Consider the following 13268-nt stretch of genomic DNA (forward strand, 5'->3'; position numbering starts at 1 on the left):
TATGATTCGTGCCATGCATCGCATCGGTTATGTCCTCAACGAAGGCTTCCAGCTGTTGGCGCTGGGCACGCAGGCCGTGTTCGAGTACGCCAACCTCGTGGCCGGCCCCCCGTTCTACGAGATGGCCTGCTATTCGCCAGGCGGTGGCGAGGTGCGCTCATCGATGGGCGTGACCGTGTCGACGCGGCCGTTGACTTCGGCGACGCGCGCGGACACCTGGATCGTGGCCGGCGTGTCGGATCCCATCGAGGTGGGGCCGCCCGAGGAGGTGCTGCGCTTCCTCCAGCGCGCGGATCGTCACGCGCGCCGCATCGCCGCGGTCTGCACGGGGGCCTTCGTGCTCGCGGAGGCCGGGCTGCTGGACGGCCGGCGCGCCACGACGCACTGGCACTTCGCGCGGGCCATGCAGGAGCGCCATCCCGACATCGACGTCGACAGCGATCGCATCTTCATCGTCGACGGCCCGGTGTGGACCTCGGCCGGCATGACGGCGGGACTGGACCTGGCGCTGGCGATGGTCGAGAAGGACCTCGGCGACGAACTCGCTCGCTCCGTCGCGCACAAGCTGGTGATGCAGCAGCGCCGCAGCGGCGGGCAGTCCCAGCATTCGGAGATGCTGGACCTCGCGCCCAAGTCGGACCGCATCCAGCACGCGCTCAGCTATGCGCGCTCCAATCTGGCGAAGACGCTGTCGGTCGAGGAACTGGCCGAGGTGGCCGCCCTCAGCCCGCGCCAGTTCAGCCGCGTGTTCACGGCGGAGACCGGGATGCCGCCAGCCAAGGCCGTCGAAGGGCTGCGGCTCGAGGCGGCGCGACTGATGATCGAGCAGAGCCGGCATTCGCTCGACGTGGTCGCGCGCGAGTCCGGCTTCCGCGATCGACGCCACCTCCGCGAGGTCTACGTCCGGCACTTCGGCGTGCCGCCGCAGGCCGTGCGACGGAGCGCTCGAGCGACCGACTGAAGCCGCGCGTGTCTCAGCTGCGCGCCGGCCGCCGCACGGCGCGCAGCTTCCCGCTGTTGCCGCCGCCGCAATAGAACAGTCCGGCACCGTCCGACTCCAACCCGCTGACGCCGATGTTCGCCGGCATGGCCAGACGCTCGATCACGGCGCCGTCCACCGGGTCCACGCGGCGCAATTCGCTCTCGTCGCCTTCCCAGGTGCCGTGCCACAGCTCGCCGTCCACCCAGGTCACGCCGGTGACGAAGCGGTTGGACTCGATCGTGCGCCGTACCGCGCCGGTCTCGGGGTCGATCTGCACGATCCTGCGATCACGGTACTGGCCGACCCACAGGCTGCCCTCCGCCCAGGTGAGCCCGGAGTCGCTGCCTTGACCCGACGGCGCGGGGATGGACCCGACGACGCGGCCGTTCTCCGGGTCGATCTTCTGGATCCGCGAATCAGCGATCTGGTAGAGGTGGCGCCCGTCGAAGGCCGTCCCGGCATCCGCCGCGCAGGGCAGCGTGCGCTGGACCTCGCCGGTGGCCGGATCGATCGCCAGCAGGCCCAGCGCCGTCGCGGCCCAGACGCGGTCGCCGTCGTGGCTCACGCCATGCACGGCGGGCGCGTCGGGGTAGGGGCCGAACTCGCGCACGATCTCGGCTTCATGGGCCGCGGGCAGGTGCGCGTTGGACGCCATGCACGCCTCGGCATGAGGATCGCAAGCGGTGTGGGTGGGAGCAGTCGTCGTGGTCATCGTGTTCTCCTGTACGGCGAAACCGTCGCCGCATGGACCTCAATCTATCCAGCGGGCGGCAGAGCGGGGAGTAACAAGATCGTCGCGATTCCCGTCATCGGCGGCGCCAGCCAGCGCTTCGCGCGGGCCTGGCCGAGCGCGCGCACGCGCCCCGCGGCTTCGAGTTCCGCCAGCGCGCGCTGCACGGTCCGCTGGCTCGCGCCGAGCGCCAAGGCCAGCGCCGAGGTCGACCACGGCGCGCCATCGGCCAGCATGGCCTGCAAGGACGCGAGCTCGCCTTCGATCGGGGGGACGAGGACCACGGCGGAGCGATTTTCCGAACGCTTGTCCGCGACGCCGCCGACCTCGACCTCGACCGCGACGCCCCTGGCGCCGTCGAGGCGAAGCGCGAAGCCCGCCGGCGTCGCCTCGATGCGGGCGACCGGGGCCACCAGCGCGCGCAGCCGGCCGAGCTCGACGCGCAGTCGCGCGCGATGCGTCTCGTCCGGATGCTTCGTCCGGAAGGCCCGCAGGATCAGCGTCTCCCGCCCGACGTCGCCGGGCCAGGCTTCGGCCAGCACGCGAGCGAGCGTGAACAGCATCGGCCGCCGGGCAAGGTCGATGGCCAGGCCCGCGCCGCGGATCGCGCGGCGGCAGGCATCGACCACCAGGGCCGGCGATCGGAGCAGGTCCTCGACCTCGTCGAGTGTCAACGCCCGAGCTTCGCCCGCATCGATGCGGCGGGCGACCGGCTGGTCGAGCGCGGCACGCAGCTCGACGGCCTCCGTGATCAGCGCCGGGACGCCGGACCGTCGAGCGGACACGAGGGCGAGTTCGACCGCCCGCAGCGCGTCCCGGCTGCGCAACGAACGCATCGCGAGTTCTGCTGCCGCGAGCGCCGCCATGGCCGTCAGCATCGGGGGAAGGCCGCTCAGATCCGCGGCCGGCAGCGCCTGGGTGGCGTCGTCAAGCCGGCCGAGCAGCAGAAGGCGGCGCGCGGCGATCAGGCGGGCCTGCAGCGCGTTGGCGCGGTCGTCGTGCGCGTCGAGCGTCGCGGCGGCCTGCAGCAGCGGGCGCGTCGGATCCCCGAGATCGCGCATCGCCAGCGCGACCTCGGCCTCCGCCACGACACAGCGCGCGCGGGCGACAGCCTCTTTCGGCCCGAAGGCCTTGGCGGCCTGGCGCAGCAGCTCGCGGGCGCGTGGATGCTCGCCGAGCTGCGCCATCGCGATGCCTCGCAGCGCAAGCGCCGGCGGATCGTCGCGCAGGGCCACCCGCTGCAGCGCGCTCAACGCATCCCCGGCGGCGAGGAAGCGGGCGGCGGCGGTGATCAGGGCGTCCATGGGGACGGAGCTTAAGCGCCGGCGATGCGGGCCCCGACGCCCCGGAACTCAGGGAGACCCCTGGTCGGCATTCTCCGGAGGCCACGCATACACTCGTGCCCCATGGAACTGAAGATCGTCGTCTATTCGAAGTCCGCCTGCCCGCAATGCGACACGGCGAAGAGTCTGCTCAAGTCCCGCGGGATCGAGTATCAGGAGATCCTGATCGACGACGAGGCCGAGCGCCTGGCCTTCTACGAGAAGTGCGGCCCGTCCGTGCGCCAGATGCCGCAGGTGTTCATCAACGACCAGCGCGTCGGCGGCGTCACCGGCCTGCAGGCCGCGTTGAAGCAACTGGGCCGCTGAGCCCCGCGATCACTTCGCCGGCGCGACGCCCAGCAGGCCGTCGCGCGTGCTGCCGCGCACCTTCGGGCCGATCCAGACCTTCATCATCATCGGGAAGAAGCTCTCGCCCTGGATCGTGTCGCCGACCTTCTGGCCGTTGACGCTGAACTCCGTCGTCTGCTTCGCGGGGTCGTAGTCGATCGTGACCAGGTCGCCCTTGAGCAGCTTCGCGCGGTTGCCGAAGACGACGCCCAGCTGCGAGGTCTGGATGATGTTCTTCGAGAACTCCTCGGCCGCGTTCTGGCGGATCCGATCCAGCATCGCGTTGGCCAGGTCGCGCGAGGACACGTCGCGCATCATGTAGAAGGTGATGCGCTTGGCGCCCTTCTCGGCGACCGCGGCTTCCATCGTCGTCTGCTTCTTCGGCAGGTAGAAGGCCACCGCCGTCGAGCGCGTCGACAGGATGCTCGATGTCGCGGCGCCGTTCAGCTGCAGCGTCTGGTTGTGCAGCAGCGCGGTGTCCTGGAACTTGAAGCCCTCGACTTCCACCTCCGCCGCGAAGGCGAACGAGGACATCGCGGCCAGGCCGATGAACAGGGTGTTCCGGAAGGAACGGACAAGGCTGGGACGGACAAGGGCGGAACGGTGCATGGATTGTCTCCTCGAGGCGTGACGCGTCATGTTGTGAGAGGGAACCGCGAGCCGGCCGGATGCGGTGGCAAGTGAGGTCGTGGCTCGGGGCGTCGCGAGTTCAGGCCGATGGTGACGGCGATCGCGGGCGCGTTGCGGACCGGATTAAAGCGCGGCGGGGTGTGGCGCGTCAGCCCCGGAAACTGGGGCCGTGCCTCTAATCCGATGCCCGATGTGACGAATGGCACAAGCCCCGGCCTGTTCCGCTGGCACGATGCGCCCCGATTCGAAAATCCAGAACTCCCCGGAGGGATCCCCGTGTCCATCGACCTTCTCCGCGCGCGCCCGTCCGCGCTCGCCGCCGCCTTCGTTTCGCTGGTCGCCGTCACCGGCACCGCGCACGCCACCGAGAACAGCCAGGTGCGCGCGCTGCTCGGCGCGCCGTCCTATGAGATCTCGACGCCGCAGTTCCCCGGCGTCTACCTGCAGACCTGGTACCAGCATTACGAGGCCGACAAGCTGCGCGACGCCGACGGCAACACGCCGACGCGCTCGCTGACCATCCCCGGTGTCGGCACGCTGCCGCTGACGGTGAACGGCTCGATCAAGGCGGATGTCTTCGTCCCGCGCATCACCTGGGTCACCGAGAAGATCGTGATGGACGGCCGCCTGGGCTTCTCCGCCGCGTTCCCGCTGGTCAAGCAGACCAACGACTTCACGCTGAGCACCGTGCTCCCCGCCGGCCTGCCCCCGACCGCGGTGGCGCAGATCAACCAGCAGCTGGCTGCCGCCGGCGGCGCGCTGTCGGGCAAGCGCAGCGGTCTGGCCGATCCGGAACTGGCCGCCTACATCGACTGGCAGCAGGATGAATCGCGCGTCGCGCTGGGCGTCGCGTTCAACCCGCCGATGGGCTCGTACGACGCGGACCGTCCGGTCAATCCGGGCGCCGGCAAGTTCTGGACGTTCAAGCCGCTGCTGGTGGCCTCGCGCGTGTGGGAGAACGGCCTGGCCGTCGGCCTGCGCGCGACCTACTCCTTCAACACGCGCAACGACGACACGGGCGTGCGTTCCGGCCAGTACCTGCATGCGGACTGGTCGGGCACCTACCAGCTGAACGACCAGTGGAAGGTGGGCGTGCAGGGCTACGTGCTCAAGCAGTTCACCGCCGATCGCGGCGGCGATGCCGGCGCCAACAAGGTGCAGGCGCTGTCGGCCGGCCCGCTGATCGCCTACCTGGCCGAGAGCGGCGAGTGGGGCGTCGACTTCAAGGTGATGAAGGAGTTCTCGGTGCGCAACCGCCCCGAGGGCACCATCACCTGGCTGCGTCTGAACTACCGCTTGAACTGATCGCCGCGGCGACGGCGACGGCGACGGCTGATCGCCGATCGCCACGATGCGGCAGCGCATCGGGTGACGCCGGCGCAGCTCACCGTCGGAGGCGTCAGAAGTCGTAGATGTGCTCGATGTCGTCGCCGGCTCGGTCGGCCCGCCTGAGCTCGTCGGCGAGACGCGCGATCGGCATCGCGACGACCGCGCGTTTGGTGCCCGGTCGCGTGAGGATGGGCTGCTCGAAGAGCAGCCGCGTGCCGGTCGGCCGCCAGGCCTGCGGGACCAGTTCGCTGACCACGATCTCGCCGGTGTTGCCGGCGACGCTGAGGAAGTCGACGTCCTGCCGGGCGAGCCATCGGCTGTAGGTGGTGAAGCCCTCGTAGCGCGGGATCGTCGCGTAGATCGGTCCCAGCGCCGAGGAGGACGGGGGCGCCGACATCGGCGGGACGATGAAGTCCGGATGCGCGGCGCGCTCGGCTGCATCGTCGGGCGCGTGGCTCAGCCACACGGCGGTCACCGGTTTCGGCGCGTCGTAGATCGTCTGCGTGCCCAGCTTGATCAGTCGCGCATACCCTTCCTTGACGAGCAGCTCGGTCGTGAGCAGATAACGGCGCTCCCATTTGCGCGCCATGTTCGGACCGGTCATCGGCACGTCGCGCCACAGCGCCTTCAGCTGCGAGGCGAAGTCGAACTTGTACCAGGGGTCGATGCGGATGAAGTCGACGTAGTCCTGCGCGTACCGCGCCGCGAAACGCTCCTCGTCCACCGGACCGCCCGTGCCGCGCAAGCCCTCGGCGATGCGGCCGATGGTGCGCTCGTAGGCGCCCTTGAGCGCGTACTCGACCGTCGTGCTGACGCCGATGACCATCACCATCAGGTGGTAGCCGCCGTTGAACGGATAGCGCTCGATCTCGCGATTGATCGCGCCGTACGACTGCCAGAACTGCCCGATGTGCGCGAACAGCGGGAAACGGCTCGGCGCATCGCTGCGGTGCAGCCACGCGGCGTACTCCGCCGGGCTGTGCACCAGGTACCACTCGGGGAAGGTGAGGAAGGTCTGGTCGGGCGTCCGTCGATCCTCGACCGGCGTCTCCGGCACGGCCGCGGCGATCTGCGACGCACGGGGCGCCATCGGCTCGGCGGCGCCGACGATGCCGGCTCCGCCGAAGGCCACCGTGATCCCGATGGCCAGCATCGACAGGGTGACCCGGGCTCCGGTGAACCAGCCGCGCGCGCTTGAGGGCGATGGCGAGTGTCGTGTCGACCGTGTGTTCATGCGACCTCCGCCGGCTTGATGAAGCAGAACAACGTGTTCATCGTCGGGTCGTTGGCTTGCAACACGCGATGGCCGCTGTCCTCGAACCCGGCGTCGCGCAGGCGATCCACCCAGTCCTGGCCCGAGGCGAAGTGACGACGCTCGGCGACGTTGCTTTCCCAGGTCTCGCCCAGACCTGCGTTGAAGACCGTGTGAGCCAGCGACACCAGTGCGCCGAGGTCGGGATCCCGCACGTCGTGATCGCGCACGATGAACGCGCCGCCGGGGCGCATCACGCGATGAACCGACCGCAGGAAGGGGCCGAGCGTCTCCGGCGTCATGTGATGCAACCCGATGTAGCAGGTCACCAGGCCGATGCTGCCGGAGGCGATGGCGTCGGACAGCGGCGCGTAGTCGTCGAGCGTGACGTGCCGCCCGGGCCGCGCGATCCGGCCGCGCTCGACGATGTCGACGGGCGAGAGGCCCTGAGGTTTCTCTTCGACGAACACGAGCTCGCCGCGCAGTCGCAGCGCCCTCGCCAGCCCGGCGTGATAACGCGCCTTGGAACCGATCTCCAGGTAACCGTCGAACTCGCGCTCCGTCAGCACCGCCAGCGTCTGCCGCGTCATCTCCGCCTTCTGCTTGAACAGCGCCGGCAGCGCGTAGCGCAGTTCCGCCGCCGCGGGCTTGATCGACGGCAGGCGGCGCTGGATGTCGCGGTAGATGCTTTCCTCATCGGCATGACGCGCGACAGCGTCCGCGATCAGGTGGTGGAAGCGATCCTCCGGCGCGGTGTGGAAGACGTTCTGCAGGAACAGGTAGAAAGCGTCCGACAGGCGCGTGTCGCCGAACACGCGGTGGAACTCGGTGCTGCCTTCGGCGCCCGAAGCGGGCGAGCTGGGCGGTGCCTGCGCAGCATCCGACATGCACGACGCGCCCGGGCAGTACTTGTCCCACAGCGCGTTGGTGAAACGATGCTGCGGGTCCAGGCGTTGCTTCAGCGCGAAGAGCTCGCGCGCGCCGGGATAGGCGCGGTGGAACTGCTCGTGCGTCGCGTGTGGCTGGTAGGGCAGGTAGTAGGCCCCGCCCACCGACAGGACCGCGTCGATCAGCTCGCGCGTCCACACGGCGACGCGGCGGCGCGCGTTCTCGCGGGTGCGCTGCTTGTGATACAGCACGAAGGCGAAGGTCTCCGTCGGCGCCCAGGCCAGCAAGGTGTCCGGATCCGGCATCGCATGCCGGATCGAGATGTTGAGCGCGTTCACCCGGTGGCGCCGCAGGATCTCGGCCATCTTCGGCACGAAGTCCGTCAGCCGCTCCACCGGCACGAAGTACTCCTGCAGCACATAGGTGCGGTGCATCCGCGTCGGGGGCTCCAGCTCGGCCACGTCGTAGCCGGCCTCGTAATTGCGCCAGTGCACCTTGCCGCGCAGGTAGAGCAGCGGATCGATCAGCTTCTCGCGGCGTTCCTTGCCGAAGGGGGTCTCCGACATGGACCACAGGAAGTAGCGGTGCAGCGGATAGGCGCGCCGCAGCGGCTGCAGGCGGTCGGGGACGGTGGCCGGCTTGTCGGTCTCCTTCCAGGTGACCGCGCGCAGCGTGCGGTAGTGGGGGCCGTAGAGGTCCGCGTTGTGGAACACCGCGGCCGGGTTGCCGCGCACCTGGTCCTTGAAGTAGCTCCAGTAGTCCGCCAGCGGCATGACCGCGTCGTGGCGCTCCACCTTCTGGTTGGTGTCGAGGTCGAGTTCAACCTCCACGATCACGCCCAGCGCCCCGTAGCCGCCGATGGCGCCGCGGAAGATGTCCGCGTGGGACTCGCGCGTGGCCTCGACGACGCTGCCGTCGTGGAGCGCGACGCGGATCGCGCGTACCGACAGCACCAGCGGACCGAGGCCGACATACCGTCCGTGGCAGTTGACGCTGAGCGCGCCGCCGACGGTGAAGTTGGCGTAGGTCTGCATGATCTTCACCGACAGTCCGTGCGGGTCGATGAAGCGTTGGATGTCGCACCAGCGTGTGCCGGCCTGGACGCGGATCGTGCGCGCCGTCGGCGAGAACGCGACCACGCGGTTCATGGACCGCATGTCGATGTGCAGGCTGCCCGGACTGGCCGTCTGGCCGCCCATGCTGAAGCGGCCGCCGCCGACGGACACCGGACCGGTGGTGCGCCGCAGCGCTTCCTGCACGTCCTCGACGGACTCCGGCGCGACGATGGCCATGACACGCACCGGATTCAATCCGGTCACGTCATTGACGATGTGATGGGAAGACATGCTCAAGGGGCGACGGTGAGGTAATCGGCGGGACGCTGCGCATCGAAGCGGCGGCCCTCGGGGACGGAGCGGCGCAGGCCGCATTCGACGCACAGGACCAGCGGCCCGAGCACCGGCAGGGCCGCGAGCAGCAGCCACCAGGCGGAGCGCCCGCGGTCGTGCAGGCGCCGCCCCCAGATCGAGATCAGCAGGACGGTCGTCGCGAGTGCGGCGACCCATCCGAGCGGCGTGTCCGCGACCGCGATCGCGATCCACAGCGCGAGCGGCACCAGCGTGCCGTGGCGCAGCCAGAATCCGCCCCGCGTGAGCGTGCCGGCCGTCGAGAGCTCCCTCCAGGCCGCGTGTGTCGATGGCATGGCCATTCCTCCCAGGCGCGCATCATGCCGCAGCCCGGGCGCCGTCCCGACCCGCGCACACCCGCCCGGGTGAGGGGGGCGTCAGCGCTCGTAGAGCTCCAGCGGCAACCCGTCGGGATCGGCGAAGAAGGTGAAACGCCGGCCCGTCAGCTCGTCGACGCGCACCGGCTCGACGACGATGCCCTTGGCCTCGAGGTCGCGCTTGCCTTGCTCGACGTCGTCGACCTCGAAGGCCAGGTGGCGCAGTCCCTGCGCCTCCGGGTACGAGGGCCGCGCCGGTGCGTCGGGAAAGCTGAAGAGCTCGATCTGCGCGCCGTCCGGCAGCGCGAGGTCCAGCTTGTACGAGCGCCGCGCCTCGCGGTAGGTCTCCGCGATCACGCGCAGGCCCAGGACCTCGGTGTAGAAACGTCGCGAGCGCTCGTAGTCGGCGCAGATGATCGCGGCGTGGTGGATGCGCAGCAGCATGGTCGGTCCGTCCCGTCGATTCAATCCATTCAGTTCATCGTCGGCCGCTGCGCGGCCCTCAGGGCCGCCTTCAGGACGTCGACGTCGACCGGCTTGACCATGTGGTCGTCGAAGCCGGCCTCGCGTGTCTTCTCGCGGTCCTGTTCCTGTCCCCAGCCGGTCAACGCGATCAGACGCGGATGGCCGATGTCCTCGCCCATCGCGCGCAGCCGGCGCGCCACCTCGTGACCGTCCATGTCGGGCATGCCGATGTCCAGCAGGACCGCGTCGGGTCGCAGCGCGCGGACGGCCTTCAGCGCCGACGCGCCGTCGTACGCGACCGCCACCTCCGCGCCCATCAGCCGCAGCAGTTCCGCGGTGGTGTCGGCGGCGTCGCGGTTGTCGTCGACCAGCAGCAGCCTGGCGGTCAGCGGCGCATCGCTGTCCGACGCCGCCGGAGCGCCCGCCGCCGCGGCGGGGATCTCCGGCAGCCGCAACTGGAAACTGCTGCCCTGTCCCGGGCCGTCGCTCGTCGCGGTCAACTGGCCGCCGTGCAGGCGCGCGAGCGTCTGCGACAGGCTCAGCCCGATGCCGAGCCCGCCCTGCGATCGGCTGTGCGAGCGATCCAGCTGCGAGAACAGCTCGAACAGCTGCGGCAGTTGTTCCGGCGCGATGCCGATGCCGTTGTCCGTGACGGTCAGGACGGCGTCGGCGCCGTCGCGCGCGACATGCACGTCGATGCGACCGCCGTGGTCGGTGTAGCGCGCCGCGTTGTTCAGCAGGTTCACCAGCAGCTGCGTGAGCCGCACCAGGTCGCCTTGCACCCACGGCGGCGGACCGTCGAAGCGCAGGGTCAGGCGATGTCCCTCGCGGTCGATCAGCGGGCGGCTGCTCTCGACCGCCGCGTCGATCACGGCGCCCAGGCTCACCGGCTCGTGCCGCAGCGTGATCAGTCCGCGGCTGATGCGCGAGACCTCCAGCAGATCGTCGACCAGCCGCACCATGTGATTGACCTGGCGTTCGAGCAGCTCGCGGATGCCGGTGAAGCGGCCCTCGCGGTCGGCCGCCTCGAGCAGGTGCACCGCGTTGCGGATCGGCGCCAGCGGGTTGCGCAGCTCATGCGCCAGCGTCGCGAGGAACTCGTCCTTGCGCCGGTCCGAGCGCAGCAGCCGCTCCTCGCGGTCCTGCGCGATCGCCTGGCTGCGCGCGCGCTCCACCGCGACGCGCGTGCGGTTGGCCACCTCGCGGATCAGCGACACGTCGTCGGCGCTCCAGGCGCGCGGCGCCTCGTCATGCACGAAGAGCAGCGCCACGAGCCTGCCCTGTTCCAGCACCGGGACGTTCACGATGGATCGCACCCGCATGGCGTCGAACGACGCGCGATGGTCGCGCGTGCGCGGATCGTCGTGGACGTCGGCGATCTCGACGACCTCGTCGCGCTTGAGCTGCTCCACGAAGCTGCCGTAGTCGCGGAAGCGGCGCAGGCCGGCCAGGCTGTCGAAGCCGCCGCGCCGCCAGTCGCGTTCGATGCGGACGGTCTCCGTCTCGTGATCGACGGTGCAGTACCCGGCCCGCGACGCGGTCAGCATCATCCCCAGCATCTGCGCCGAGGCGAAGCCGATGTCGGCCGGCGATCCGACCTCGCGCAGCCGTTCGCTCAGCCCGGCGAGCGCCGCGCCGCGCTGCTCGCCGCGCAGGCGCGCGGTGACGTCGAAGCCTTCGACGAAGATGTGCGTGACCGCGCCGCGCTCATCGCGGATCGGCTGGTAGACGAAATCCAGGAAGTGCTCGCGTGTCTGACCATCGGGCGTATCGGCGGTGAACAGCGCGCTTTGCGCCGTGTAGGCGCGGCCGGTGGCGTAGACCGCGTCCAGCAGCGTCACGTAGCCCTGCGCGGCCGCGTCGGGGAGCGCCTCCGCGACGCTGCGGCCGATCACCTCGCGGTCGCCGATCAGCCGCTGGTAGGCCGGGTTGATGCTCTCGAACCGATGCTCGGGACCGGCCAGCACGGCCATGAAGCTCGGCGCCTGCTCGAAAAGCTGGGCCAGCCGCTGGCGCTCGCCGTGGACGCGGCGCTCGGCCATCACCTTGCCCGTGGTCTCGACGACGATCGCCATCACCCCGGCCGGCCGCCCCTCGTCATCCAGCAGCGGCGAGTAGTCCAGGTTCATCCAGGCGCTCTCCGCGCGACCGTGGCGATGCAGGACGAGTTCCTGGTCCTCGTAGTTCAGCGTGCCGCCGGCCAGGCCGACGCGCATGACGTGGTCGTTGAAATCGGCCACCTCGGGCCAGCCCTCGCGCACGTTGCTGCCGAGCAATTGGGGATGCCGCGCGCCGGCGAACACGCCGTAGGCATCGTTGTAGATCATCACGCCGGGTTCGCCCCAGAGCATCACGATCGGCGTGCGCGAGCGCAGCATCAGCGCCGTCGCATGGCGGACGTGATCGGGCCAGGTGTCCAGCGGCCCCAGTGCGGTCTTGCCCCAATCGAAGGCGGCGATCAAGGGCGCGACCGTGCCGCCACCGGACAGGAAGGGCGGCAACGCGGGGAGATCGGCGGAAACGGGCGGGTCGGAGGGGGCAGCCAAGGATGCTCCCGCGAGTCGAGGGAGGGGGAAGTATCCGCCGAACCGCGATGCCGGCCGCGTGGGGGGCCGTCAGTGCCTGCCGGCGCTCACGACCACATCGCGCGGGCCGGCCACGAAGCGGTAATCGCCCGCCGGCATCGGCGCGGCGTCGTCGTCCAGCGCATAGACATGCAGGTGCACGCCCTGTCCGCCGGCCTCGAACTGGCAATGGCCGCCGAAGCTCGTGCCCTTGGCCAGGCGGCGGTCCAGGTCGTCCTCGTCGTCATGGACCTCGGCGTTCACCCAGACGTAGTCCAGGCCTTGGGGGCCACGTTCGACCGCCGTCGAGCGCACCGGCTGGCCGTGCAGCATCGGGCGCAGCAGGGCGACGCAGCGGTCGTGCTGGGTGGTTTCGTAAGCAGTCATTTCCGGCTTGCGGCCGGTGGAATCCGACACGCAGGCGCCCAGCAGGGCGCACAGGACCGCGGCGATCGCGGCGCGCACCGCGGTCGCAGGGCGCTGGATCGATCGAAGGTCAGTCACGGCAACTCCTGGATCGTCCTGCTGGACCGCAGGACGAGACATGAAGCGTAGCCGGGCTACGTCAAGCGCGTGTGAATGGGGATATCCGGGCGCGATGCGCACGGCCACTGATCCTGGGGACATCGGTCGCATGACGATGGGTCGCCGGTGGACCGCACCGGTTCCCCGGCGTGTCGCGCCGTCGTGCACTTCGTCCCGGCGGGAGCGCGGTCTGTCGGAGAGGCGTCCGGCGCAGGCGCGGCTGCCTAGACTCCGCCTCGACATCAACCTTCGAGGGAACTTCATCATGACCATCCGCTCCATCCCCGCCGTCCGTCTGATGGCGCTGCTGCTCGGCGGTGCCGCCGCCGTCCTGTCCACCGGCTGCGTGATCGCGCCCAACACCGCCGAGGCCACCACCCAGCGCATGGAAGACGTCCGCAAGATGAGCGAGCAGGCCACCACCACCTGTGGCGCCGGCAACGTCAAGGAAGTCAACGCCAAGAGCTTCAGCTGCAAGTAATCCGCCGCGGGATCGCTGGCGGGCGCCAC

Annotated in this window: 13 protein-coding genes; 4 read left to right on the forward strand and 9 right to left on the reverse strand. The window is 70.1% G+C overall.

Translation table 11 applies throughout. The features are described from left to right. Nucleotides 1–13 precede the first annotated feature (13 nt). Nucleotides 14–961: a GlxA family transcriptional regulator gene (locus AC1VNM_RS25875; protein ID WP_377157747.1), complete on the forward strand. Its 948-nt coding sequence runs from the start codon at nucleotides 14–16 to the stop codon at nucleotides 959–961. Between the two features lie 13 nt (nucleotides 962–974). On the opposite strand, the gene AC1VNM_RS25880 is transcribed toward AC1VNM_RS25875, so the two are convergent. Then, a complete protein-coding gene (locus AC1VNM_RS25880; protein ID WP_483109332.1) occupies nucleotides 975–1637 on the reverse strand; it encodes a Vgb family protein in 663 nt (220 codons plus the stop codon). 101 nt (nucleotides 1638–1738) lie between these two features. Next, nucleotides 1739–3016, reverse strand: a complete 1278-nt coding sequence (locus tag AC1VNM_RS25885; RefSeq protein ID WP_483108812.1) for a helix-turn-helix domain-containing protein — start codon at nucleotides 3014–3016, stop codon at nucleotides 1739–1741. Between the two features lie 102 nt (nucleotides 3017–3118). Between AC1VNM_RS25885 and AC1VNM_RS25890 the strand changes: the two genes are divergently transcribed. After that, a complete protein-coding gene (locus tag AC1VNM_RS25890) occupies nucleotides 3119–3361 on the forward strand; it encodes a glutaredoxin family protein (protein ID WP_377157746.1) in 243 nt (80 codons plus the stop codon). Between the two features lie 9 nt (nucleotides 3362–3370). On the opposite strand, the gene AC1VNM_RS25895 is transcribed toward AC1VNM_RS25890, so the two are convergent. After that, nucleotides 3371–3991, reverse strand: a complete 621-nt coding sequence (locus AC1VNM_RS25895) for a chalcone isomerase family protein (protein WP_483108813.1) — start codon at nucleotides 3989–3991, stop codon at nucleotides 3371–3373. A gap of 297 nt (nucleotides 3992–4288) precedes the next feature. Between AC1VNM_RS25895 and AC1VNM_RS25900 the strand changes: the two genes are divergently transcribed. Beyond that, on the forward strand, nucleotides 4289–5317 hold the full coding sequence (locus tag AC1VNM_RS25900; RefSeq protein WP_483108814.1) for a SphA family protein: 1029 nt from the start codon (nucleotides 4289–4291) through the stop codon (nucleotides 5315–5317). A 94-nt stretch (nucleotides 5318–5411) separates the two neighbouring features. Here AC1VNM_RS25900 and AC1VNM_RS25905 read toward each other — a convergent pair whose 3' ends face one another. The 6 genes from AC1VNM_RS25905 to AC1VNM_RS25930 form a co-directional block, all read right to left on the reverse strand. Then, entirely contained in the window at nucleotides 5412–6575 is a 1164-nt protein-coding gene (locus AC1VNM_RS25905) for a hypothetical protein (protein WP_483108815.1), read from the reverse strand. Next, nucleotides 6572–8827, reverse strand: coding sequence for an FAD-binding protein (locus AC1VNM_RS25910; protein ID WP_483108816.1), 2256 nt, complete (start codon nucleotides 8825–8827; stop codon nucleotides 6572–6574). Before AC1VNM_RS25910 ends, AC1VNM_RS25905 begins: the two co-directional genes overlap by 4 nt. A gap of 2 nt (nucleotides 8828–8829) precedes the next feature. Further along, entirely contained in the window at nucleotides 8830–9183 is a 354-nt protein-coding gene (locus AC1VNM_RS25915; RefSeq protein ID WP_483108817.1) for a DUF805 domain-containing protein, read from the reverse strand. 81 nt (nucleotides 9184–9264) lie between these two features. Then, a complete protein-coding gene (gene gloA2 / locus AC1VNM_RS25920) occupies nucleotides 9265–9648 on the reverse strand; it encodes an SMU1112c/YaeR family gloxylase I-like metalloprotein (RefSeq protein WP_483108818.1) in 384 nt (127 codons plus the stop codon). A gap of 29 nt (nucleotides 9649–9677) precedes the next feature. Beyond that, nucleotides 9678–12215 carry a hybrid sensor histidine kinase/response regulator gene (locus AC1VNM_RS25925; RefSeq protein ID WP_483108819.1) on the reverse strand — a complete coding sequence of 846 codons (2538 nt, stop codon included), beginning with the start codon at nucleotides 12213–12215 and terminating at the stop codon, nucleotides 9678–9680. 69 nt (nucleotides 12216–12284) lie between these two features. Next, on the reverse strand, nucleotides 12285–12737 hold the full coding sequence (locus AC1VNM_RS25930; protein WP_377157740.1) for a hypothetical protein: 453 nt from the start codon (nucleotides 12735–12737) through the stop codon (nucleotides 12285–12287). Nucleotides 12738–13023: 286 nt separating this feature from the next. On the opposite strand from AC1VNM_RS25930, the gene AC1VNM_RS25935 reads away from it, so the two are divergent. Next, the gene (locus AC1VNM_RS25935; protein ID WP_377157739.1) at nucleotides 13024–13239 is read left to right on the forward strand and encodes a hypothetical protein; all 216 of its coding nucleotides are present in this window, start codon (nucleotides 13024–13026) and stop codon (nucleotides 13237–13239) included. Nucleotides 13240–13268 lie beyond the last annotated feature (29 nt).

The organism is Mitsuaria sp. MSU3D (assembly GCF_056867975.1).